The 22,903-nt window shown below is 68.9% G+C and carries 24 protein-coding genes; 14 read left to right on the top strand and 10 right to left on the bottom strand.

Going from position 1 to position 22,903, the window contains the following annotated elements; translation table 11 throughout:
* The first annotated feature begins 333 nt into the window (after positions 1 to 333).
* The 3 genes from NK1_RS12480 (at position 334) to NK1_RS12490 (ending at position 2,573) form a co-directional block, all read left to right on the top strand.
* Positions 334 to 1,077, top strand: a complete 744-nt coding sequence (locus tag NK1_RS12480; RefSeq protein WP_063008699.1) for a DUF8020 domain-containing protein — start codon at positions 334 to 336, stop codon at positions 1,075 to 1,077.
* 108 nt (positions 1,078 to 1,185) lie between these two features.
* Positions 1,186 to 1,584, top strand: coding sequence for a BlaI/MecI/CopY family transcriptional regulator (locus tag NK1_RS12485; RefSeq protein ID WP_063008700.1), 399 nt, complete (start codon positions 1,186 to 1,188; stop codon positions 1,582 to 1,584).
* Positions 1,581 to 2,573, top strand: coding sequence for a M56 family metallopeptidase (locus NK1_RS12490; RefSeq protein ID WP_063008701.1), 993 nt, complete (start codon positions 1,581 to 1,583; stop codon positions 2,571 to 2,573). Before NK1_RS12485 ends, NK1_RS12490 begins: the two co-directional genes overlap by 4 nt.
* Before the next feature lie 64 nt (positions 2,574 to 2,637).
* On the opposite strand, the gene NK1_RS12495 is transcribed toward NK1_RS12490, so the two are convergent.
* Positions 2,638 to 3,264, bottom strand: a complete 627-nt coding sequence (locus NK1_RS12495) for a hypothetical protein (RefSeq protein ID WP_063008702.1) — start codon at positions 3,262 to 3,264, stop codon at positions 2,638 to 2,640.
* Positions 3,265 to 3,320: 56 nt separating this feature from the next.
* On the bottom strand, positions 3,321 to 4,301 hold the full coding sequence (locus tag NK1_RS12500) for a helix-turn-helix transcriptional regulator (protein ID WP_063008703.1): 981 nt from the start codon (positions 4,299 to 4,301) through the stop codon (positions 3,321 to 3,323).
* Positions 4,302 to 4,470: 169 nt separating this feature from the next.
* Between NK1_RS12500 and NK1_RS12505 the strand changes: the two genes are divergently transcribed.
* Together NK1_RS12505 and NK1_RS12510 are read left to right on the top strand one after the other, a co-directional pair.
* On the top strand, positions 4,471 to 5,265 hold the full coding sequence (locus NK1_RS12505) for a dienelactone hydrolase family protein (RefSeq protein ID WP_063008704.1): 795 nt from the start codon (positions 4,471 to 4,473) through the stop codon (positions 5,263 to 5,265).
* A 4-nt stretch (positions 5,266 to 5,269) separates the two neighbouring features.
* Positions 5,270 to 6,136 carry an alpha/beta fold hydrolase gene (locus NK1_RS12510; protein WP_063008705.1) on the top strand — a complete coding sequence of 289 codons (867 nt, stop codon included), beginning with the start codon at positions 5,270 to 5,272 and terminating at the stop codon, positions 6,134 to 6,136.
* A 229-nt stretch (positions 6,137 to 6,365) separates the two neighbouring features.
* Here the strand turns inward: NK1_RS12510 and NK1_RS12515 are convergent, their stop codons facing one another.
* Positions 6,366 to 6,806, bottom strand: coding sequence for a hypothetical protein (locus NK1_RS12515; RefSeq protein ID WP_063905982.1), 441 nt, complete (start codon positions 6,804 to 6,806; stop codon positions 6,366 to 6,368).
* A 33-nt stretch (positions 6,807 to 6,839) separates the two neighbouring features.
* Here NK1_RS12515 and NK1_RS34480 point away from each other — a divergent pair, with 33 nt between their 5' ends.
* Positions 6,840 to 6,977 carry a zinc-binding dehydrogenase gene (locus tag NK1_RS34480; protein WP_157104237.1) on the top strand — a complete coding sequence of 46 codons (138 nt, stop codon included), beginning with the start codon at positions 6,840 to 6,842 and terminating at the stop codon, positions 6,975 to 6,977.
* 21 nt (positions 6,978 to 6,998) lie between these two features.
* Here the strand turns inward: NK1_RS34480 and NK1_RS12520 are convergent, their stop codons facing one another.
* Positions 6,999 to 7,361 (bottom strand): GFA family protein, encoded by a 363-nt coding sequence (locus tag NK1_RS12520; RefSeq protein ID WP_063008707.1) that lies wholly within the window; start codon positions 7,359 to 7,361, stop codon positions 6,999 to 7,001.
* Positions 7,362 to 7,613: 252 nt separating this feature from the next.
* On the opposite strand from NK1_RS12520, the gene NK1_RS12525 reads away from it, so the two are divergent.
* Both NK1_RS12525 and NK1_RS12530 read left to right on the top strand, forming a co-directional pair.
* On the top strand, positions 7,614 to 8,423 hold the full coding sequence (locus NK1_RS12525) for a metalloregulator ArsR/SmtB family transcription factor (protein ID WP_063008708.1): 810 nt from the start codon (positions 7,614 to 7,616) through the stop codon (positions 8,421 to 8,423).
* A 24-nt stretch (positions 8,424 to 8,447) separates the two neighbouring features.
* Positions 8,448 to 9,041, top strand: coding sequence for a dihydrofolate reductase family protein (locus tag NK1_RS12530; RefSeq protein WP_063008709.1), 594 nt, complete (start codon positions 8,448 to 8,450; stop codon positions 9,039 to 9,041).
* 13 nt (positions 9,042 to 9,054) lie between these two features.
* Here NK1_RS12530 and NK1_RS12535 read toward each other — a convergent pair whose 3' ends face one another.
* Positions 9,055 to 10,095 (bottom strand): alpha/beta hydrolase, encoded by a 1,041-nt coding sequence (locus NK1_RS12535; RefSeq protein ID WP_063008710.1) that lies wholly within the window; start codon positions 10,093 to 10,095, stop codon positions 9,055 to 9,057.
* A 294-nt stretch (positions 10,096 to 10,389) separates the two neighbouring features.
* Between NK1_RS12535 and NK1_RS12540 the strand changes: the two genes are divergently transcribed.
* The gene (locus tag NK1_RS12540; RefSeq protein WP_063008711.1) at positions 10,390 to 11,412 is read left to right on the top strand and encodes an alpha/beta hydrolase; all 1,023 of its coding nucleotides are present in this window, start codon (positions 10,390 to 10,392) and stop codon (positions 11,410 to 11,412) included.
* A 75-nt stretch (positions 11,413 to 11,487) separates the two neighbouring features.
* The gene (locus tag NK1_RS12545; RefSeq protein WP_063008712.1) at positions 11,488 to 12,675 is read left to right on the top strand and encodes an AI-2E family transporter; all 1,188 of its coding nucleotides are present in this window, start codon (positions 11,488 to 11,490) and stop codon (positions 12,673 to 12,675) included.
* Positions 12,676 to 12,683: 8 nt separating this feature from the next.
* Here NK1_RS12545 and NK1_RS12550 read toward each other — a convergent pair whose 3' ends face one another.
* Positions 12,684 to 13,937, bottom strand: coding sequence for a PucR family transcriptional regulator (locus NK1_RS12550; protein WP_063008815.1), 1,254 nt, complete (start codon positions 13,935 to 13,937; stop codon positions 12,684 to 12,686).
* 370 nt (positions 13,938 to 14,307) lie between these two features.
* On the opposite strand from NK1_RS12550, the gene NK1_RS12555 reads away from it, so the two are divergent.
* Both NK1_RS12555 and NK1_RS12560 read left to right on the top strand, forming a co-directional pair.
* Positions 14,308 to 14,919, top strand: a complete 612-nt coding sequence (locus NK1_RS12555; RefSeq protein WP_063008713.1) for a dihydrofolate reductase family protein — start codon at positions 14,308 to 14,310, stop codon at positions 14,917 to 14,919.
* Between the two features lie 101 nt (positions 14,920 to 15,020).
* Positions 15,021 to 15,452: an organic hydroperoxide resistance protein gene (locus tag NK1_RS12560; RefSeq protein ID WP_063008714.1), complete on the top strand. Its 432-nt coding sequence runs from the start codon at positions 15,021 to 15,023 to the stop codon at positions 15,450 to 15,452.
* A 59-nt stretch (positions 15,453 to 15,511) separates the two neighbouring features.
* Here NK1_RS12560 and NK1_RS12565 read toward each other — a convergent pair whose 3' ends face one another.
* Positions 15,512 to 17,008 (bottom strand): flavin-containing monooxygenase, encoded by a 1,497-nt coding sequence (locus tag NK1_RS12565; RefSeq protein ID WP_063008715.1) that lies wholly within the window; start codon positions 17,006 to 17,008, stop codon positions 15,512 to 15,514.
* A 491-nt stretch (positions 17,009 to 17,499) separates the two neighbouring features.
* On the opposite strand from NK1_RS12565, the gene NK1_RS12570 reads away from it, so the two are divergent.
* Positions 17,500 to 18,297 carry an SAM-dependent methyltransferase gene (locus NK1_RS12570; RefSeq protein WP_063008716.1) on the top strand — a complete coding sequence of 266 codons (798 nt, stop codon included), beginning with the start codon at positions 17,500 to 17,502 and terminating at the stop codon, positions 18,295 to 18,297.
* Between the two features lie 7 nt (positions 18,298 to 18,304).
* Here NK1_RS12570 and NK1_RS12575 read toward each other — a convergent pair whose 3' ends face one another.
* Both NK1_RS12575 and NK1_RS12580 read right to left on the bottom strand, forming a co-directional pair.
* The gene (locus tag NK1_RS12575) at positions 18,305 to 19,339 is read right to left on the bottom strand and encodes a Gfo/Idh/MocA family protein (protein WP_063008717.1); all 1,035 of its coding nucleotides are present in this window, start codon (positions 19,337 to 19,339) and stop codon (positions 18,305 to 18,307) included.
* A gap of 131 nt (positions 19,340 to 19,470) precedes the next feature.
* Positions 19,471 to 21,189: an MFS transporter gene (locus NK1_RS12580; RefSeq protein WP_084460816.1), complete on the bottom strand. Its 1,719-nt coding sequence runs from the start codon at positions 21,187 to 21,189 to the stop codon at positions 19,471 to 19,473.
* 102 nt (positions 21,190 to 21,291) lie between these two features.
* On the opposite strand from NK1_RS12580, the gene NK1_RS12585 reads away from it, so the two are divergent.
* Positions 21,292 to 21,900, top strand: coding sequence for a TetR/AcrR family transcriptional regulator (locus NK1_RS12585; RefSeq protein ID WP_063008718.1), 609 nt, complete (start codon positions 21,292 to 21,294; stop codon positions 21,898 to 21,900).
* A gap of 84 nt (positions 21,901 to 21,984) precedes the next feature.
* Here NK1_RS12585 and NK1_RS12590 read toward each other — a convergent pair whose 3' ends face one another.
* Positions 21,985 to 22,782, bottom strand: a complete 798-nt coding sequence (locus tag NK1_RS12590; RefSeq protein ID WP_063008816.1) for an SDR family NAD(P)-dependent oxidoreductase — start codon at positions 22,780 to 22,782, stop codon at positions 21,985 to 21,987.
* Positions 22,783 to 22,903 lie beyond the last annotated feature (121 nt).

Here is a 22,903-nt window from a genome sequence, read left to right on the forward strand (position 1 = left end):
CGAAGATTGCTACTGTCGCCGACGGATACGTACGATCTTCTACTAAATGCGTACGTACATAGTCGAATGGCCGCGACGATGTCCGGAAACCGCTCGGCCCATTCGGTTCTCACGTTAAATGCTTATTACGCAGCTGTATCCGCTTGGTTAGCAACATTTCTCAACCGTAAACGTTTTCGCGTCGTACCTTTACTCGGGTTCGGTACTCGTTAATCTCGGTTCGCGCGGTCCGGATAATCCGGATTTCGCACCGGCAGCGGATAATTCGGCAATTCTCCCCCTGGAATTCCCGATCGCTCGCCGCCTTATCCGATCGACCACGATGAGGATCCGATGAACAAGACCACCCGTTTGGTCTCCGGCGCGACCATAGCTCTGATGGTGACCGGTGCCGTAGCCACCACCGCCACCACTGCGAACGCCACCGGCACGCCCGCGGCCCCCGCCGCCGGCGCACCGATCGCCGCCGACCCGTTCACACTGACCACCGAAATCCTTCCGGGCGTGCGCTACACCAGCAATACGCAGGACGGCTCGGTGAACATTCAGACCGGACTGGGTTCGCTCACCACGGTGGGCACCCAGTTCCAGGTCAAGGACGGCAGCGGCGCCCTGGTCGCCGGTACCGCCCTGGCCACCTCGCCCAAGGCCGAACAGGCCGCCACCGCACCCGCCTCGCTGCCGGAGACCCAGCAGGCGGCCGCTCAGCAGCCGGCGCCCCAGCCGGCCGCCGTCGAACAACCGGTCACCTCCGCCCAGCCGATCTACACCCAGGACGAGTTCAACTCCGCCCTGAGCGTGGCCGCCACCCAATTCGGGCTGGCGACCGGTATCGGCAGCCTCGCCGGCGGCGCGGTGGGCGGCATCACCGGCTGCGTGCTCGGCGCGACGATCGGCTTCGCCCTGGTGCCGGAGTTCTTCCTCGGTAGCGGTGCGGCCGGCTGCCTGGTCGGCGCCGGACTCGGTGCCACCGTCGGACCGCTGATCGGCGCCGCCATCCTCGGCGTCCCGGTCGGTATCGCGAGCGCGGTGCAGATGTACAACACTCTCAACGCACCTGCTCCGGCCGCTTCCTGAAATCGGCTCTCCCACCCTGTGGCCCCGTCGTTGCGGCGGGGCCACAGCCGTTCCCGGGGGTTGGGAATGGGTACTATCCCGGTACGTAGTCGATGGTGGAGAGGTGCGATGGCACATCGTTTCGGGGATCTGGAGGCGGTGGTGATGGACCGCATCTGGTCCGCTCCCGACACCATCACCGTGCGGACCGTGTTCGAGGATCTGCTGCGCAGCCGGGAAATCGCCTACACCACGGTCATGACCACCATGGACAATCTGCACCGCAAGGGCTGGCTGGAACGCGAACGCGAGGGTAAGGCCTATCGCTACCGAGCGCGCCTGAGCCGCGAACAGTACAGCGCCCAGTTGATGCGCGAGGCGCTCGGCGGCGGCCGCTCCGATCTCGTGCTCGCCCACTTCGTCGAGCAGATCTCCGACGACGACACCGCCGCCCTGCGCAAGGTGTTGCGCCGCGCGAAATCCCGGAACGCCCACACCGAGCAGCCGGGCACCGAGGTCGCCGAGTGACCCTCGCGCTGTGCCTGCTGGGTTATTCGGCACTGGTCTGCGTTCTCGGCCCGCCGATCCTGACCCGGCTCACCGCGCACGGCCGCGTCCCCGCACTCGGGGTGCTGGCCTGGCTGACCGCGATCGCCGCCGTGCTCGGCGCGTGGGCGGCCGCGGCGATGGCGCTGGCCGTGCAGGTCGCCCACACCTGGGATCTGCCGATGGCCCACCTGTTCGACGATTGTGTGGTGGCCGTGCACGCGACCGCCGACGGCAGCCACGGTCCGGTCGCGCAGTTCGCGGCGTTGTTCTCGGCGCTCGCGCTGATCGGATTCGTCGCGGTGCGGGGGGTGCGGGTGATCGGTGCGGTGGTGCGCGCGGGACGCAGCAGCGCCCGGCACGCCCGCTCGGCATCACTCGTCGGACGGCGACTGGACGACGAGTCCGGTGCGGCCGCCGCGGTGGTCATCGATGCGCCGCAACGGGCGGCCTACTGTGTGGCGGGGCGACCCGGGACGGTCGTCGTGACCAGCGCCGCGGTGGCCGCGCTGGATCGGCCGCAGCTGGCGGCGGTACTCGCCCACGAGGACGCGCATCTGGCCGGGCGCCATCATCTGATCCGTGCTTCGACCCGGGCGCTGACCACCACCCTGCCGCGCATTCCGCTGTTCGCGGCCGCCGACGACCGCATCGCCCAACTGCTGGAAATGTGCGCCGACGACCGCGCCGCCGGGCGCCACAGCCGCACGGCCGTACTCACCGCGCTGCTCACGCTGTCCGGAGCGACCGGCGATGCCGAGATCCGCTCGCTGCTACCGGATACCGCGCTGGGCACCAGCACACTCGCCGTCGCCGACCGGGTGCACCGGCTGGTGCACGCCGACTCGCGTACGCGGCGGGCCCGCGGGATTCCGCTCGCGCTGTTCGCGGCTCTCGTCGCCGCGGTACCGGCGTCCGGATATCTGCTGGTGCACTTCGGGATGGCGGGCTGTCTGCCGTTCATCCATTGAGTCCCCGCTGAAACAGCGGCGGGACCGGTTCACTGCGAACCGGTCCCGCACGACTGTCATTCGCTCAGTTGTAGAAGGCGCCGAACGACGGGACGGAAATGGTGCCCAGCTGGTACTGGTACCCGTCCGGGTTGGCATCGGAAACGGGGACCGGCCACCGGTGCCACAGCGTCCCGTACACCGCGGCCACGACCATGCCCGCCCCCGGATCGAAGACCGGCGTGCGGATGGTGGTGTCCACCGGTACGTCGTTGTGTTCGAGCAGGGTTTGGGTGCCGCTGCGCCCGTTCGACAGGTTGTACCAGACGACCTGCAGATTCGCCCCGGCCTGATTCGGAGCGATGGTGCCCGGGCCGCCGAAGAAGCCGAGGCGGAAACCGTCGTAGTTCAACGCGATTCCGGACCCGTAGACGCCGGGGCCGGTGCCGCGCCCGATGTCGGATTGGGCGGGAATCTGGAACGGCTGGGCGGGCAGAGCCGCCTGTTGGACCGTCGGGCCCGCGGCGAGCAGCCGGTCGATTGCCTGTTCGGCCGCCGGATTCCCGGCCGCCGCCGCGCGCAGATGCGTGGTCGCCGCGGACCAGTCCACGGCAGCGGGTTCCGCCGCGACGGGACCGGCGAAGACCACGGACGCCGCCGCGGCTGCCGCCGCTGCCGCGCCGAGACGACGGGTGACACTCAGTCGACGCATAACCAGTTCTCCTCGAGTATTCCGGTACAGCTTGCTGAGAAATTGCGTTTATCCGGTCACCGTAGCTTTTTCGGCCCCGCATCCGCGGGTGCGGCGCGCTGCAAACGGGCGCCGAGTTCGCGGACATGGTCGGCGAGCTCGGGCGGGGAGTCGACGCGGAAGTCGTGGCCGAGCCGCAGCAGTCGCACGACGAGCCATTGCACGGTGTCGGCCTCGGTGCGCAGCCGGCAGGTGTGCTCGTCGACGTCCTCGATCCGGCCGAGCGCACCCGCGGTGGCGCGGACGGTGGCCGCCGGGGCGAACACGGTCACCTCCGCGCGGTACACCGGCGCCATCGAATACAACGAATCGCGAACGTAGGTGGCCGCGTCCTCGGCGGGCAATTCCCGTGCCTCGGTGCGCAAGCCGATCGGCTGCGGATTCTCGATGCGGTCGATCCGGAAGATCCGCCAATCGTCGCGCTCGCGGTCGAAGGCGACCAGATACCAGCGCTGCCCCGCGGCGACCAGGCGATGCGGGTCGACCAATCGCCGGGTCCGCGCACCGGAGTTCGAGACGTAACCGAAGCGCAGTTGTTCCCGCCCGCCGATCGCGGCCGCCAGCACCGTCAACACGGCGGTATCGACCGGCGAATCCGATTCGGCGGCAAGGGTTTCGGTGGCCGCGCTCACCGAACGCACGCGGGCCCGTAGCCGGGTCGGGAGTACCTGTTCGAGTTTGGCCAGCGCTCGCACCGCCGCCTCGTCCGCACCGGGTAATGCGTGTGCGGCGACGGTCCGCAGCCCGATCGCGGTCGACACCGCCTCGTGGTCGTCGAGCAGCAGCGGCGGCATCGCCGTCCCCGCGGCCAGCCGATAGCCGCCGTACACACCCATCGTCGCCTGCACCGGATAGTCGAGTTCGCGCAGCCGATCGATATCGCGGCGCACGGTCCGGGGACTGACGCCCAGCCGCTGCGAGAGCTCACTCCCCGACCATTCGCGCGGTGTCTGCAGCAGCGACAGGAGGGTGAGCAGGCGCTGCGTCGTATCGGTCACCGGCCCATTCTCGCGCAGAACTAGGACAGTTTCCGGCCGTTATACGCGTCGCACGCCGAGCGCGTGGTCGGCCACGTCGCCGATTCAGCGCTGGGGACAGCCGCCGGGCTGCGGCAGAATGCCTGGGGCGCAACCTGATCGGCAGGTCGCGGCACAGTGGAGGCTGGGAATGACCGAGGAAATCGTGGGCCGGCATGCCGAGGTCGAGGTGGACGGTTCACCGATGGCCGTCTATCTGGCGCGACCGGCGCGCGGCGGCCGGTTGCCGGTGGTGCTGGTCGGCGCCGAATTGTGGGGTCTGACAGCCGAAGTGCGGGAAGTGGTCGACCGGGTGGCCGCGCTGGGATATGTGGCGGTGGTCGCGAATCTGTATCACCGGTGCGGACCGGAGACCGCCGAGGGACTGGCCGAATCCGACGCGAACAGGGCGCGGGCCTTCGAATTGCTCGGCACGCTCACCCGCGAGGGCGTGGAGGCGGATCTGCGCGCGGCCGTGGCCTTCGCCCGTGAACAGGGTGAGGGCGGCGACACCACCGGCGCGCTCGGTTTCAGCCTCGGCGGGCACATCACCTACTTCGCCGCGACCAGGCTGGATCTGGACGCCGCGGCGATCTTCTACCCGGGTTGGCTGCCGGTCGCCGGTACCGCGTTGAGCATCCCGGATCCGCTGCTCGCCCACACCTCGTCGATCGCCGAACGCGGCACCCGGCTGCTGCTCCTGCTCGCCGAGCGCGACCATGTGATCGACGCCGAGCAGCGCGCGGCCATCGACGCCGCACTCGCGCAGGCGGGCGCGGATTACGAACTGGTCGTCTACCCCGGTGCGCAGCACGCCTATTTCTTCCCCGGACGTCCGGTGCACGACGCGGCGGCAGCGGCCGATTCCTGGCAGCGGGTGACCGAGCTGTTCGCCGCGACGCTGGGGTCGGTGACCGATGAATTTCCGGCGCCCGCCTCGTCCTAGGAGCATGCAGACAGAATCCCTCAGCACCCCCGAGGCCGATCTCACCTACGACGTCCGCGGTCCGCTGCCCACCGCCGACGGCCGGGCGCCGCTGCTCATGGTCGGCCAGCCGATGACGGCCGACGGTTTCGCCACTCTGGCCTCCTACTTCCCCGACCGCACCGTGATCACCTACGACCCGCGCGGGCTGGGGCGCAGCGTGCGCAAGGACGGGCGCACCGACAATTCGCCCGTGGTGCAGGCCGAGGATCTGCACGCGCTCATCGAGCACATCGGCGGCCCGGTGGAGATCTTCGCCAGCAGCGGCGGAGCCGTGACCGCCCTGGCCCTGGTGGCCGCCCACCCCGGCGATGTGACCACACTCGTCGCGCACGAACCGCCGATCCTGCCGGTGCTGCCCGATGCGGAAGCGGCCCGCCGCGCACAGATCGGCGTGCGGGATGTGTACGAGGCCAAGGGGTTCGGTGCCGGGATGGCGGCATTCATCGCGATGGCATCGTGGGAGGGCGAATTCACCGACGAGTTCTTCGCTCTGCCCACCCCCGACCCGTCGCAGTTCGGAATGCCCACCGAGGACGACGGCTCCCGCGACGATTCGCTGGTCTCGGACCGGTCCTGGGCGGTCAGCGGCTACCGGCCCGACGTCGCCGCACTGACGGCGGCCCCCACCCACATCCTCATCGCCGCCGGCGACGAGACGGGCAACGTACTGACCGGCCGCACCGCGGCAGCGACAGCCGCCCTCCTCGGCCAGCAGCCCACCGTATTCCCCAGCCATCACAGCGGTTTCGTCGGCGGCGACGCCGGCTACGCGGGGCAGCCGGAGGCATTCGCACAGCGATTGCGAGAGGTACTCGACGCCCACCGCTGATCCGGAAACCGTTCGCGGCGAGCGCTTTACGCCCCCGCGATCTCGCCGTGACGGTCCCCCGGCCACCGCCTGCAGTTCGAGCAATCGCCAACAGATGCGTGCTGATGTTGATTCGTGTTCCAGCAGTGTGCGCCGAGCGGCTGTCGTGAGCGCGGGGGCGCTGAGGGGGTCGAAGGGGCGGGTGACTTCGCATGAGACCGACATGGCCGCCGTATTCGACGGTAAGTCGCTACCGTGATCCGGGCCGTGGGTCAGCGAATCGCGCAATGTAACCGTGCGCGCGACGCCACGGGTCGTGCGCGAACTCGGTCCGGGTGCGGTGGTGGTGCCTGGCGCAGAACTCGTCGAGACCCATGAGGATAGGGCGCCGTTGATAGTCGGCGTGCGGCTCGACGGCGCGGGAGGCGAGCAGGAGTTCGCGCTCCGGTGTCCATCCGGAGTGATCGAAGGCCCACGCGCCATCCCAGGCGTACACATGGCTCGGGTTATCGGCGCCGCTGGGCCACAGTCCCATCGGGATCCACCCCCGGGTGTGGAGCTCCAGGAAGGCGTAGGCGAGAATGTGACACGCGCCGGCAGCGAAGAACGCCTGATCGTCGCGGTTCCACGACAGCTGCTGGTCGGCTCGCTCCAATGGGCTTCGCCGGAATACCGAGCACGGAACATACACGCCGCGAGCCTATTACGCTGCCACTGATTCTCGATGCTCCGGAAGAGTCGACTGTCGTCGAGCGCTGGTTCGACTACCATCGACACCGTGTTCCCCCTCGACGACATCGTCGCCGCCCACCACCCCCTGGAAGCGGGAAAACACATCAGCAAAATCGTGGTCACCATCTGACACCGACCGGGCCACCGCATCTCAACGCAACGGCGCCAGCCACGGAACGGCGTTGTGCGCAAAGCTCTGCTCGACCGGAATCAGCCCGGAATGATCGTCCAACGCCGTGATCGTGACGCCCACCAGACCTGCCTCATCGCCCTTGGACGCGACCGAGGAACCACACTTCGGACAGAACCCGCGGCAGATCCGCGGAAACGTCTCGAACCAGCTCGGCTCACCACCCGGACCGGTCCACGCGAATCCCTTCTCAGGGAAGGACACCCACGCCATCACCGGCGCCCCCGAGAGCCGCTGACAGTGCCCGCACGAGCACAGGTGCGGAAAGTCCGGGTCACCGGTCGCGGAGAACCGGATATTGCCGCACAGACAGCCGCCGTCCATATCGCTCCTTCACACGCCCGACACCATGCCGGTTCCGAAGAGAACATACGAGAGAGGTCCGACAGAACTGCCCTGGGCGCCAACGCGATCGGTCGACCGGGCGCCGCATCCGGACCGCACTGGTACGCCACTGCGCTGACATCGCCCAGCGGATAGGCGGAATGCTCGACAGGCTCGGGGAGTCAGGTCCACCCCACACCTAAACGAAGATATTCCTTGACACGAATATTCTTCACAGTGAATACTTAGCTCATGGAACAGATCTTCTCCGCCTTGGGCGACGGTTCGCGGTGGCGGATCGTCGAGCTGCTGGCCGAGCGGCCTCGCTCGGTGGGGGAGTTGGCGGAGGCGACCGGGTTGCGGCAGCCGCAGACGACCAAACATCTGCAGACATTGGCGCGGGCGGGGGTGGTGACGGTTTTTCCGCTGGGGCAGCGGCGGGTGTACGCCCTCGAGGCGGGGCCGTTGCGCGAGCTGGGGCGGCGGCTGTGCGAGGTGGCGAAGACGGCCGAGGCGCATGCCGGTGAGCGGGATATTGTTGCCCGGTACCGCGCGGCGATCGAGGCGGAAACCGCTGCGGCGCAACGGGATCGATGGGCCGACGGACGGACGTTCAACTTCGAGCGCAGACTGTCCGCGCCGCGTGACACCGTGTGGCGGCACTGGGTCGATCCGGATCTGCTGGCGGCCTGGTGGGCGCCGGCGCCGATGCGCATCACCGAATGCGTACTCGAACCCACACCCGGCGGGCGGGCCGTGCTGGACTATCGCGACCCCGAGGGGCAGCGGTATCGCTCGCAGGGGCGCGTGCTGGCAGCGGAGAAGAACGAGCACCTGATCTTCGAGCTGTCCGTCCTGGATGCCGCGGGCGCGGTGGCCTTCACCGGCCGCTACTCCCTCACCCTCACCGAGACCGCCGAGGGCACGAGGCTGCACTTGGCATCGACCATCACCGAAACCACCGTCGACGCGGTCGCCTTCATCGCCGGAATCGAAACCGGTTGGGCCGCAGTCCTCGACAACCTCGCCGACGCCGTCGGCGTATCCACGTCCACAGAATAAACGAAACAACGAAGGAGCCCCACGATGAGCGACACCCGCACAGTGACCGCCAACCTCAGCATCACCCTCGACGGCCGGTACCACGGCCCCGCCGGCCCGGGCGATATGGGCCCGATCGTGCGCTACGCGACCACCGAGGTCGCACGAGACCAGATGACCCGGATGCGGGAGAACGCCACGACGGCGGTGCTCGGCCGGCTCAACGCGCAGGGTTTCCTCGGCTTCTGGCCCTCGGTCGCTGCCGACGACTCCGCCGACCCCCGCGACCGCGGATATGCGAAGTGGCTGGTCGATGCGGAGAAGGTGGTGCTGTCCCGGACGCTGACCGACGCCCCTTGGGACCGCGCCCGCATCGTGAACGCCCCGGCCGCCGACGTGATCGCCGACCTGCGCAGCACCGGTACCGGCGACATCCTGGTCAACAGCAGCGCGAGCGTCATCAAGGATCTGCTCGCCGCCGATCTGCTCGACCGCCTCTACCTCATCGTCTGCCCCGAGATCGCCGGTGGCGGACCGCGTCTGTTCGACGACGGCCTGCCGGCGACGAAGTGGACGCTCTCCCATCAGGAAACGGGTGAGCTGGGCGAGATGGCCGTCGTCTACGACCGCGTGCGCTGACCGGGTCGCGCCCTCACGCACCGAGGGCGGCGGCGAACAGCGACCAGGAAGTGTGCAGGTCGTCCTGCCAGTAGCCCCAGGAATGGGTACCGGTCGGCCGGAAATCGAAGGTCGCGGGCACACCGAGTTGCTGCAGGCGGTCGTGCAACTGGTGGGTGCAGATATTCGTCACCCCCTCGAGGGCCGCCCCGAAGACCAGTTGATACGCGAGTTGTGTCGCGTCGCCGTGAGCGCCCTGGAAGGTGTCGAGCGGCCCCGGCAGCCCGGTGCCGGTGGAGACGTAGATCGCGGTGCCGCGCAAGCGATCCGCGTGCAGATAGGGGTCGTTGGCCGCCCACGCCGGATCCGTCGGCGGCCCCCACATGTTCACGGTGTTGCCCATCCGGTTTCCGACCACGGCGTCGACGATCAACTGGCCCTGCGGGTCGCTGGTGCGCACACATCCGGAGTACGAGCCGACCGCCTTGTACAAACCCGGTGCGGCCAGCGCCAGCTGAAAGACCGAGGTCCCCGCCATCGAAATTCCCGCGATCGCGTTCACCCCGGTGCCGCCGAAACCGGAGTCGATGATCGGCGGCAATTCCTTGGTCAGGAAGGTGCGCCACCGCTGCCGGCCCAGCACCGGGTCGTCGGCGCGCCAGTCGGTGAAGTAGCTACTGGCTCCACCGAACGGCACCACCACATTGACCTGCTTGTCGGCGAAGAATTCGGCGATATCGGTGCGATCGGACCAACTGCCGTCGCTGATGCCGCCGTTGGCGCCGTTGAGCAGATACAGCGTCGGCGCCGGCCGATCCGGGTCGGCGGCCCGAATCACTTGCACGCGAGTCACAGTGCGCATCGCCGCCGAATACACGCCGATATCGAGGATCCGGTCGTCGCGCCGACGGATATCGCTGATGTGCGACCCGTCCGGCGCGGTGACGGTCGCCGGATCGTCGGGATCGGCGCTCACGCGACCGTTCGTGGCGGTGATCGCCGCCGCCACGGTGATCACGGCCGCCAGCACGGCGACGGCACGGGCGATGCGCATTCTCGGCGGACGGCTGACCATCCTCGCACTCCGATCTCGACATGTGTTCGCGGCACGACTCCCCGACGGCCGACCACAGTCAACGACGCCGGCCCCCACCCCGGTAGCCGATACCGCGGAATTTGTGGCCACTACCAGACCGGACGCGCCCGCGCTGGCATACGGACCAAAACCGACGCGATGTGATTGTCGGGCAACACTGTACCGCCCTATCGTCGGCGTCAGCGGTTCCGTACCCAGGAAAGGCGGCGCGTGAATTCTGCTGGCTCACACGGCATCTGCCGCACCTCGGCTCGACTGGCCGCGGCGTTGTCGATGACGGCCGGGCTCGCCTGCGGATCAGCCGCCGCCCAGCCTCCTGCCGCCGCCCCGAATTCGCCTGCCACCGCCTCGGTTTCGGCCACACAGGCCATGACGAACGCCCGCCCCTCCCACGACGGTTCCGTCCTGACGACCGCGGCGCCCGGTTCGCCGCGAGCCCTCACGGTCACCGTCCACTCCGCGGCGATGAACAGTCCGATCCGCCTGGAGGTCCTTCCGGCGCCCGATCGCTCGCGCCCGGCCCCCACGGTGTACCTGCTGAACGGTATCGACGGCGGCGCCGACGGAAACTGGATCAACCGGACCGATATCGCGCAGTTCTTCGCCGACGAACAGGTGAACGTGGTGGTGGCGTTCGGCGGAGCCAGCAGTTACTTCACCGACTGGCGCGCCGACGATCCGGTCCTGGGCCGGCAGCGGTGGACGACATTCCTGACCGAGGAACTTCCGCCGATCATCGATTCCGGTTTCGGCGGGAACGGCACGAACGCGATCATCGGCATATCCATGGCCGGGACCTCGGTCTTTCAACTGGCGCTGGCCGCACCGGGCTTGTACCGGGCGATCGGGTCGTACTCGGGCTGCGCACGCACCAGCGATCCTGCCGGCCAGCTCATCGTCGACGCGGTCGTGGGTGGCGGTATGGGCAATACGGTGAACATGTGGGGCCCGCCGACGGACCCCGCATGGGCGGCCAACGATCCCTATCTGCACGCGGATCGCTTGCGCGGCACCGCGATCTACGTCTCCACCGGCACCGGACTCCCCGGCCCGCTCGACACCCTGGACGGTCCCGGAATCCGTTCCAGCCCGGCGAAATTGGCCGATCAGATCCTCGTCGGCGGAGCACTGGAAACCGGCGCGGTCCGCTGCACCCGCGAACTGCGCTCCCGGCTCACCGAACTCGCCATCCCCGCCACCTTCGACATGCGCCCCACCGGCACCCATTCCTGGGGCTACTGGCAGGAGGACCTGCACCGGAGCTGGCCGGTCTTCGCGCAGGCACTGGGACTGTGAGCCGACCCGGTTTCGGTACGGACCCACTCACCCAGTCCGGTCCGAGCAGGGCGCGCGGGCACTACGCTGCCAAGAATGGGCAGTTCCGCCGATTCGGACGCCGAGCGCGGCCCGCAGGGCGAACCGTCCGTCCCGGAGCCGATCGCGGCAGCCGAACGCGCGGCCTCCGAGTCGGCCGGTGCGCGGCACCCCCACGGGCGGCCGGGCCCGCGCTTCGACCGCAATTCTCCGTTCGTGATCGGTGTGACCGGCGGCCTCGGCGTACTCCTCGCGGTCGGCATCGTGCAGATGCTGGCGGCCGCGCGACAGGCCCTCGTGCTGGTGGGCGTCGCGCTGTTCCTGGCGATCGGCATCGAGCCCGTGGTCGCCTGGCTGCATCGGCACCGGCTGCCGCGCGGGGCGGCGGTGGCCGTCGTATTCGGTTGTGCCACACTGCTCGTCGCCGGATTCCTGGCCGCGGCCATCACACCGCTGATCATCCAGGGCGGCGATCTGGTCGACCACGCCACCGACCAGCTGCACAATCTCGAGAACCAGTACCCGCTGATCCGATCGTGGTCGCAGCGACTACACCTGGATCAGGAACTCCGACACGGGCTCACCGACAATCCCACGCTGCGGCACGGCCTGCTCGGCGCCGGTGAACGCGTCTTCGGCGCGCTGGCCAGCGCGTTGATCGTCGTGGTGCTGACCATCTACTTCTCGGCGAATTTCCCGCGGATCCGGCACAGCCTGTACCGGTTCTTCCCGCAGTCGCGCCGGCCCCGCGCCATCCTGCTCGGCGACGCCATCTTCGTCAAGGTCGGCGGCTACGTCCTGGGCAATCTGCTGATCTCGCTGATCACCGCGATCGCCACCTTCGTCTGGCTGACTGTGTTCTCGGTGCCGTACCCGCTGGTCCTCTCGGTGCTGGTGGCCCTGCTGGACCTGGTGCCGCTGATCGGCTCGACGGTCGCCGGGCTGATCATCACCGCTGTCGCGCTGACCGTTTCGCTGCCGGTCAGCATCGCCACGGCCGGATTCTTCCTCGCGATGCGGCTGCTCGAGGACTATCTGCTCGTCCCGCGCATCATGGACCGCACCGTCCGGGTGCCGGCGGTGGTCACGGTGGTGGCGATCATCCTGGGCGGCGCCCTGCTCGGCGTCCTCGGCGCGCTGTTGGCGATCCCGTGCGCCGCCGCGGTCCTGCTGATCGTGCAGGAGGTGGTGTACCCGCACCTGGACGGCACCACCGACCCGCCACCGGCCGGCCCCGACGCGTGACGTCCGGGTCAGGCGGGCCGGCGCGCCGGCGTCGACGCCTCACGGTCGGCGACACTGAGCCGCGCGATCAATGCCGAACGCAGATACCACAATCCGGTGGTGCGCGACGGGTCGAAGCCGGTCAGCTGGCCGATGCGGCGCAGCCGGTAATCGATGGTGTTCGGATGGATGCACAGCTGCCGCGCGGCGCGTTGCCGGTTGAGGTCGGTGTTGAAGAACACGTGCAGCGTCTCCAGCAGTTCGGGGTGGGCGTCCAGCGGCGCGAGGCGGGCATCGAGGATGTCGCGGCCGATCCCGGGACGGGTGAGCTGGTATTGCAGCGCGAATTCGGCGAAGCGATGGACCCCGGGCCCGCGTCCGAGCCGGCGCACCGTGTCGAGCAGATCGTGGGCCTGTTGTGCGGCGGCCGGGACATCGGCCGCGGCGGCGCCCACCACCGCGGCGGTCAGCGGCACCCCGGCCAGCTCCGACAGCTGCGCGACGAGATCGTCCAATTCGGTTTCGGTGCAGGCGGTTTCGGGGACGAGCACGGTGCCGCCGTCGACCGACAGCATGGCGAGCGGCTGGTTGCGCAGCAGTTTCGCCAGCGCGGCCTGCACCCGCCGCAGCTTGCGGCGCGCGACCACGTTCCGGTCCAGCCGCGGATGCGTCTCGTCGGGATGCGGCGGAATCCACAGCGCGAGAACGTGATACCGCTCGGCGATCCGGATCCCGCATTCGCGCGCCATCTTCGTGGTGGCGTGCCCGCCGAGCAGCGCCGAGGTGAGCGTGTGCACGGCGGTGTGATGCTCGACGGCGTCGGCGCGGCGTTCCTGGACATAGGCCTTGCTGACGGTCGCGGTGATCAGGTCCAGCAGTTCCAGCGCCGTGGTGGTGCCCTTGACGACGAGTTCGGCATCGCTGGCCTGGGCTCGGGCGAACAGCAGGTCCAGTCCGGCCTTGAATCCCTCGTGGACCGCGTGCACGACCACTTCGATCGGGATGCCGGCGCGACACCAGCGCGCGGCCGCGGCCCGCAGGCGATCGGTGCGTTCGGGGAGATCCCCGCCGTTGACCCGGCGGATCGACCATTCCACACAGATCCGCGCGACCGCCGACACGTCACCGGACATCACGTCGGCGGGCAGGGTGGTGAACGGCGCCACGGATCCGCCGAGGTGTAGGACCAGTTCCCGGGACATGGCCTGCGCATCCCGCATGGACAGCGAGGTGGCGCGGCCGGATATCGCGCGCTCAGCACCGACTGTGCTTGCTGTAGTCACTCTGACCTCCTTGTCACGGACCAGATCCGCAGCCTTCGCTAGATCTGCCGGATCGGTGATCGGGCGGTATCGACACCGCCCGATCACCGGCCGTAGGTGTTACCTGATGGAACGGTAATGCGAGCCTCCGCTCACCTTCTACTCCGTTTTGGACATATTCGACTCTGCGCGGCACGGCCTCTGACCTGGGAAAATCAGTGACAGCACGGAACGAACGGAATATTTGCCGACAAAATATGGGGAACCGCTCACTTTTTGCTCCGTACCCGCCGCCGCGCCTGCATCCGCGGCGCTTTCTCCGGCAGCGATGAGTTCGGCGCGCTCGCGCCGTCGGATCGTGCAACAGGGACTTCTCGATCCAGGAGACATCATGCGCACGATCACGGCCGGCTTGTTCATCGCTCTCGACGGCGTCGTCGAGAACCCGCAGGACTGGCACTTCCCCTACTACAACGACGAGATGGGCGCGGCGGTCGATGCCCAGCTCGGCACCGCCGACACCCTGCTGCTGGGGCGCAAGACCTACGACAGCTTCGCCGGCGCCTGGCCGGAACGTGAAGCCGCGGGCGGGCCGGATGCCGACTTCGCCCGCAAGCTGGGCGATGCCCGCAAGATCGTGGTGTCGCGCAGCGATCACACCTTCACCTGGCGCAATTCCGAAGTGCTGCAGGGTGATCTGATCGCCGGGGTGACGGCCTTGAAGCAGGAATCCGGCGGCGATATCGCCATCTCCGGCTCGGTGTCGGTGGTGCGCACACTGCTGAGCGCTGGGCTGCTCGACGAACTGCATCTGCTGGTGCATCCGATCGCGGTGCGGTCCGGCATGCGCCTGTTCGACGAGGCCGACGCCACCCTCCCGCTCACTCTGCTGCGCTCGACCGCCTTCCGCACCGGTGTCGTCCATCTCGTCTACGGACCCGGACACCACCTCGAGGGCGACTACGACCAGGCCAGGCAACACCTGGCCCACGACGAGGACTGATCGCGAGCCGGGTGACGTACACCGGTTGCGTCACCCGACGGGCGCGACGGCGCGGGCCGGCGAAATACCGTTTCGCCACCCGCTACCGAAAGGATCTTCCCATGGCCGACATCACCTACACCGCGGTCGCGACCTCCACCGCCGAGGGCCGCAACGGCGGTCGCGCGACCTCCGACGACGGCGCACTGGACATCACCCTGGCCGTGCCGAAGGCGCTCGGCGGCGCGGGCGGTGGCAGCAATCCCGAACAGCTGTTCGCCGCGGGCTGGGCCTCGTGCTTCGTCGGCGCGATCCGGCGGGTGGCGGCGGCGAAGAAGGTGACGCCGAAGGATCTGGCCGTGGTGGCCGAGGTGACCCTGCACCACGACACCGAGCGCGACGAGTTCCGGCTCAGCGCCGCACTGCATCTGGAAGCATCCGGGATCGATCAGCAGACCGCCGACGAACTCGTCGCGGGCGCTCATCTGATCTGCCCGTATTCCAAGGCCACCCGCGGCAATATCGAGGTCGAACTCGACGCCACCGTGGCCTGATCGGAAGACCGCCCGGCGCAATGACTTTCGCGCCGGGCGGTCCGTTCACGCGATCCGGGTCAGGCTCCGACCGCTTCGGCCGTGGCGGTGTGGTGCACCGGCACGAAGCTCAGCGCCGGCGGGCGGCGCAGCATCCGGGCGTAGGTGCGCACGGAGGCGGGCCAGGGATTGGTGATCGCACCGCTGTCGTGGGTGTACCAGCTCGGCACATCCGTCGACCACACCGTGGTCGCGAGCGCGCCGGCCAGCCATTCCCGATGCGCCGCCATCGCGTCGGCGCGCACCTCGATCGCCGCCGCGCCGATCTCGTCGCGCCAGCGCAGGCAGCGCATGATGTAGGCGATCTGATGTTCCTTCATCGTCGGATTGCTGCCCGCCGGGGTGAACGAGTTGGGCCCGGCGATGAGGAAGGCGTTGGGAAATCCCGGCACTGCCAAGCCCATGAAGGCATCCGCCCCCGAACGCCAACGATCCTGCAGGGACCGGCCGCCACGGCCACGTACCGTGATCGGGGCCAGGAATTCGGACGCGCGGAAACCCGTCGCGTAGACGATCACGTCGGCGTCGTAGCGTCCGCCGTCGGCGGTCAGGATGCCGTCGCGGGTGATGCGGGCGATCGCGGCGGTGGTCAGTTCCACGTTGTCGCGGCGCAGCGTGCGATAGAAGTGACTGTCGAAGACGATCCGTTTGGCGCCGATCGGGTAGTCCGGGGTGAGCCGGCCGCGCAGCACCGGATCGGCGATGCTCCGTCGAAGATACTGGCGCGCTGCCCATTCCGCAGGCCGGGCGGGCCAGCGGCGGTGCATCATCGGCGCCAGCAACGTGTCGGCGGCCTGTTGCAGACCCCAGCGGTAGGCACGCTGCGCACCGGGCAGCCGGAGCGCCGCACGCGTCGCCGGGCCGAATTCGGGAGCCGGCTTGGGCAGGATCCACTGCGGCGTGCGCTGGAATATCCGTACGGACGCGGCGGTGTCGGCGAGCGTCGACAGGCATTGCGCCGCACTGGATCCGGTGCCGATCAGGGCGATCCGCCGGCCGCGCAGATCCGCGGCGTGGTCCCAGTCGGCGGTGTGGAACGACGCGCCGCCGAATTCGTCGCGGCCCGGAATCTCCGGGATGTTCGGGCGATGCAATTGGCCGACAGCGAAGACCACGATATCGGCGGTGAATCGAATCCCGTTCGCGGTCCGCAGTTCCCAGCGCGCCTCCGACTCCGAGTATGTCGCCTCGGTGACGGCGGTGCCGGTGCGCAGGTGGGCGGATAGACCCTCGGTGGCGGCGACGGACCGTAGATATTCCAAGGTCCGGCGGCGGCCCGGAAAGCGGACGGCCGTATCGCGATACGGCGCGAACGAGAACGAATACAGGTGCGCCGGTACGTCACAGTTACATCCCGGATACGTGTTGTCTCGCCACACGCCACCCAATTCGGACGATTCTTCCAGGATGACGAAATCGTCCATCCCCGCGCGCCGCAGCGCCGTTCCCATGCCGATCCCCCCGAACCCGGACCCGACGACGACCACTGTGCTGTGCAAGCCCTCTACCACCTCCATGTGAGAAGAGATATCCAGTAACCGATCGGCAACCTTACGTCCTGAGGCAAGGAAAACCTAAAACCCCGCTCGCGCAGAACGAATGGAACGTGCCGGTTCGGCGCGGCGATATGGACACCTTTCCAGATTGGACGCTTGATTAGTGGTGAGAGACACCAGACTTCCATCACCGAAAGCGAGGGCGAGAGCATACGCCACCGCCCGTCGACGCCAGCAGTCGAGGCAATTCGGCACACTTTCAGCTAATTAGACAGGAGAGTCGCTGTCACACCAGAGCCCCCACGCCGCCTCTCCGAATACCTCTGCCGCGCAACAGGTACCGGCGAATCCGCTCCGTGCGCACAGCCACTCACCCGGGGGGGTCGCGAATATTTCGGTCCTGCAACATATTCCGACACGACAGCGGCAAGGAGGTCTATACTCGCGTAGTTCGCACCGACGAGATGCCGCGCGGTTCGGCGGCGCCCCACACCTACGGGAGCTCAGCACTTATGGCCATCGACGATCCGGCGCAGATCCGCACCGATATCCCGCACTCGGCGCGTATCTGGAATTTCTGGATGGGCGGCAAGGACAACTACGAGGTCGACCGCGCCGTCGGTGAGGCGAGCCTGCAGATCGATCCGGATATCGCGACCATGGCGGTGCAGTCGCGGCAATTCCTGATCCGGGCGGTGCGTCATCTGGCCGGCGAGGCCGGAATCCGGCAATTCCTCGATATCGGTACCGGTTTGCCGACGATGCAGAACACCCACGAGGTGGCGCAGGATGTCGCGCCCGACGCCAAGATCGTCTATGTCGACCACGACCCGCTGGTCCTCGCGCACGCCCGCGCACTGCTCACCAGCACCACTCCGGAGGGCGTGACCACCTACATCAACGCCGACTTCCACGAGCCGGAGAAGATCATCGCCGAGGCTGAGGCCATCCTGGATATGCAGGAGCCGGTGGCCGTCATGTTCATGGGCGTCCTCGGCCATGCCCGCAGCTACGAGGACATGCTGCGCATCGTGCGCACGGTGCTGGCGGCGGTCCCCTCCGGCAGCTACCTGGTGCTCTGGGACGGTACCGACGACAGTCAGCCGTATGTCGACCTGTGTGCGGAGTACGCGAAAACCGGTGGTACACCGTACTATCCGCGCACGCGTGCCGAGATCGCCGCCGCCTTCGACGGGCTCGAGCTCGTCGAGCCCGGCTTCACCTGCATCACGCAGTGGCTGCCCGACTCCCGCGAGGTCGGCCGCACCGCCGAGATCGCGGCCTACGGCGGCGTCGCCCGCAAACCCTGACGGCCGCTCATCGCGCCGCCACCGCGCGCGCCCGCTCGATGATGCGCAGGACCGCAACGGCATCGGCGGGGTCCACCGGCGGTTCAGCGCCGTCCAGGAGGGCGGCGGCGACCCCGGCGTAGAAGTCCGGATAGGCGCCGGGCTCGCTGGGGGTCAGGCGTAGTTCGCCCTCGGCGCCGAGCTGACCCCAGTCGACGGGATCGACACTCCCCCACGGCTGCCCGTCGCCGGGGCGACGGCCGGCCCGCAGTGCCGCCTCCTGCGGGTCCAGCCCGTAACAGACGTAACCGGCCTCGGAGCCGAGCACCCGAAACCGCGGACCCAGCTGGGGCGCAACGGCACTCATCCAGAGGTGCGATCGCACACCCGAGGCATGTGTGAGCGCCACGAAGGCATCGTCGTCGGCCCGCACGCCGGGGCGGCGGGCGTCGAGTTCGCTGTAGACGCCCTCGACCGGGCCGAACAGGTCGAGCGCCTGGTCGATCAGATGACTGCCGAGGTCGTAGAGGATGCCGGCGCCCTCGTCGGCGCCGCCGACCTCTCGCCACCCACCCTTGATATGCGGCCGCCAGCGCTCGAAGCGGGATTCGAAGCGGCGCACCTCGCCCAGGGCGCCGTCGGTCAGCAGCCGGCGCACCGTGCGAAAGTCGCTGTCCCAGCGCCGATTCTGGAATACCGTCAGCATGATGCCGGCCCGCCGGGCGGCCTCGATCATCGCCTCACCCTCGGCGGCGGTCAGGGCGAAGGGTTTGTCGACCACCACCGGCAGCCCGGCCTCCACGGCCCGCAGCGTCAGCGAGCTGTGCGTGCGGTTGGGGCTCGCGATCACCACCAGATCGATATCCGTTGCGGCGCCGAATAATTCGCCGGCCGTGGCGAATACCCGCACGCCGGGATGTTCCTCGCGCGCCTGGTCGGCCCGCTCCGGCGAGGAGGTCACCACCGCGGCCACGCGGAGCCGGGGGTCGGCGGCGATCAGCGGGGCGTGGAACACCGCCCCGGACAACCCGTATCCGATCACCGCCACATTCACCTGCGCCATCGCCGCTCCTCGGTTCGACCTCCACTCGTGCGGGCCGACCGTCACACCCGCGGGTGACCGGTGCCCGGCCCACATCCATCACAACACGCCCACGTACTCCCATGCGGCGACGACGGCCCCGACACTCCGGCTCAGCGCCGCTCGGCTCCGGCAGAGGATTCGACGGCGGATTCGGTGCCGGCCGATTCGGCCCCACCGGATTCGACGCCGGCCGACCCGGCACCGACCGATTCGGCACCACCCGACCCGCCACCAACCGAGCCGCCACCAACCGACCCGGCACCAACCGACCCGGCACCAGCCGACCCGGCACCAGCCGACCCGCCACCAGCCGACCCGGCAGCGGATCGCGCCCGGGAGGGTGCCCATACTCCAAGGATCGCCGCGACCACCAGAGTCACCACCCCGAGCACGAGTGTCGCCTGATTCAGGCCGTGCGCGAAGGCCGATTTCGCTTGTTCCGCAAGCGGATTCGCCTGCGGGCCGATACGTTCGGTCACGGCCAGCGCACCCGCGAGCGAGCCGGTGACAGGCCCGCGGATCGGTTCGGGAATCCGGTCGGCGATCTCGGCTATGCGGTGGCTGTAACCCGCCGCCAGCACACTGCCGGCGAGTGCGATGCCCAGCGCGGCGCCCATCTCGCGAGCGGCGTCGTTCACCGCGGCCGCCACACCCTGTTTGTCGGCCGGCGCGCCGTCCACGATCGCCGCGGTGGCCGGCGCCGCGGCCAGGCCGAGGCCGGTGCTCATGATCAGCAGCGGCCACAGCACATCCACGAAGGTGCTCACGGACGTCAACCGCGACAGGCACAGCAGGCCGACCCCGACGACGACCAGCCCGACCGTGGTGGGCAGCCGCAGCCCGAACCGCTGCGCCAGCCACGGCGCGATCACCGACAGCCCCACCATCGGCACGATCATCGGCGCCATCGCGACCGCCGACAGCAGCGGCGAATAACCCAGGATCAATTGGAAGAACTGCACGATCACCATGAACAACCCGAACGAGACCAGAAACTGCACCGCCACCGACAGTGTCCCGGTGCCGAAGCCGCGCCCGGCGAACAGCCGCACATCCAGCAGCGGCTGCTCGGCGCGCAGTTCGATCACGATGAAGGCCGCGCCGACCGCCAGCCCCGCGACGACCGCGCCCAGCACCATCGGATCGGTCCAGCCTCGCTGCGGAGCCTCGAGGGCCGCGATCACGATCAGGCCGACCGCGGCCGCGCCGCTCACCGCACCCCACGGATCGAACCGCGCGCGCTCGCCATCCTGCGATTCGGGGACCGTGCACGCCGCGACCGCCAGAATCGCGCCCGAGATCGCCATCGCGAGCGTGATCGACAGCCATGACCAGCGCCACAGCAGCACTCCGGAGCCCAGGATGCCGATGACCGCGCCGCCTCCGACCGTGCCCGCCCAGATCCCGACCGCGACATTGCGGCGATCCGGCTCGACCCCGGCGGTGAGCAACGACAGCGTCGACGGCATCACCAGTGCCGCGCCCACTCCGGCGATTGCTCGCGAGCCGATCAGCCATTCCGGGCCGTGGACCACCAGCGGGATCGCCGACGCGATCGCGAACACAGCCAGTCCGATGATCATGACGATGCGGCGGCCGTAGCGGTCGCCCAGGGCGCCGGCCGGCAGTACCAGACAGGCCAGCGCGAGCGTGTAACCGTCGATGATCCAGGTCAATTGGGACTGCGTGGCGCCGGTGGCCGAGGCGATCTGCGGCAGGGCGGTGTAGAGCGCCGCCATCGACGCGACGACCAGCGCGACGGCCAGGCAGGACACGACGATCACCCACCGGGTGCGCACGGGTACGAGCTCGGTCATGGTTGCGTTCATCGCGCCTCCCGAGAAACGATACTGTCAGTTTCGCTATGCTACTCGAAGTATCGTTTCTATCCCGTGCGGCCGCTGATCTTGCCGAGGAGGAATCCTGAGACCATGACATCGAGTGCCGCGATCGAATCCGAGGACGACCCGCGCAAGGCGCGCTCACGTCGCCGCCTGCTGGCCGCCGCGGCCGAATTGTTGCGCGACGGTGGATTGGACGCGGTCACCATCGATGCGGTGACGCGACGCTCGGGCGTCGCGCGCACCACGCTGTACCGGCATTTCGACACCGTGGCGCGGCTGCGTGCCGCAACGCTGGAAGAGCTGATGCCGCCGGTGGTCGAGATACCGGACGCGGGTCCGCTGCGGGAGCGGCTGATCGAACTGCTCACCCGGCAGGCCGCGGCGATCAACGACGTACCGCTGCATCTGACCACGCTGGCGTGGCTCGCGACCGGGGACGCGCAAGCGCACGGCGAGGGCGTGCGGTCCGGTTCGCTGCGCGCCCATCTCATCGACACCTACCGCCGCCCGTTCGACGAATTGTTCGACGACCCGCGGGCGCGCGCACTGCTCGGCGATCGGGATCTCACCGCGGTGCTGGCGCAGCTCGTCGGGCCGATAGTCTTCGTGCGGCTCACCGGTATCGGCCGCGCGGGGCGCGACGACTGCACCCGCATCGTCGACGATTTCCTCGCCGCGTGCGAGCGCCGCCACTGAAAGAGCCTGTGCGCGGGTCGCATTGACCGCGACCCGATTCCTCGCCTGCCCGATCGGCGCCCCCGGCACCCGCGTGGTTTCGCGTCAGTAGTAGACCGGCCCCGGCACTCCGCCGCCGGCCGCGACGGCATCGCCGGTGATCGCGATGCTGCGCGGCGAGGCCAGGAAGGTGACGACGTCGGCGACCTCGCCGGCATCGATCACCCGGCGGATCGAGTTGGTGACCAGACCGGCCTCCAATTCCTCGACGGTGGTGCCGGATTCGGCGGCCTGAGCCGCCAGCCGCTCGGTGAGCCGCTCGGTCCGGGTGAGGCCCGGGTGCACGACCGTGACGTTGACGCCGTGCGGGCCGAGTTCGTCCGCGAGATTCTTGGTCAGGGCCGAGACGCCGACGTTGCGCACCGTCTGGGCGATCGAATTCGCTTGCCGCGCACCGAGTCCGCTGATGTTGACGATCCGTCCCCAGCCCTGTGCGATCAGATGCGGCGCGACCGCGCGGGCGGTGCGCAGATATCCGAGCACCTTGATCTCGACCTCGCGGCGCACGATGTCGTCGCTGGTGGCGTTCAGATCCGCGGGCGCGCCGGCACTCCACGGCGTGGCCGCGGCATTGATCAGGATGTCGACCCCACCCAGCTCGGCCACGGTGCGCTCGACCAGTGCCCGCACCTGTTCGTCGTCGCCGGTGTCGGTGGGCACCGCGACGATCCGCCGCCCGCTCTCCTGGGCGAGTGCCTGCGCGGCCGCCGCGAGCGGTTCGGCGGATCGGGCGGCGAGCACCAGATCCACGCCCTCGGCCGCGAGTCCGCGCGCGACGGCCAGGCCTATTCCCTTACTGCCGCCCGTGACGATGGCCCGCTTACCGCTCAGCTGCAAATCCATGCCAGCGACGGTAACAACGCCCGCCGCGCGCGTCGCGGATCCGGATCGGGCTGAACCGAATCCGGTTCGGTCGTCCTCGTTCTCGGTCCCGGGCCCACTGAGTCGCAGCGCGACTGTGACG

Origin of the sequence: Nocardia kruczakiae NBRC 101016 (assembly GCF_001612965.1) — a bacterium.
Classification (GTDB): domain Bacteria; phylum Actinomycetota; class Actinomycetes; order Mycobacteriales; family Mycobacteriaceae; genus Nocardia; species Nocardia kruczakiae.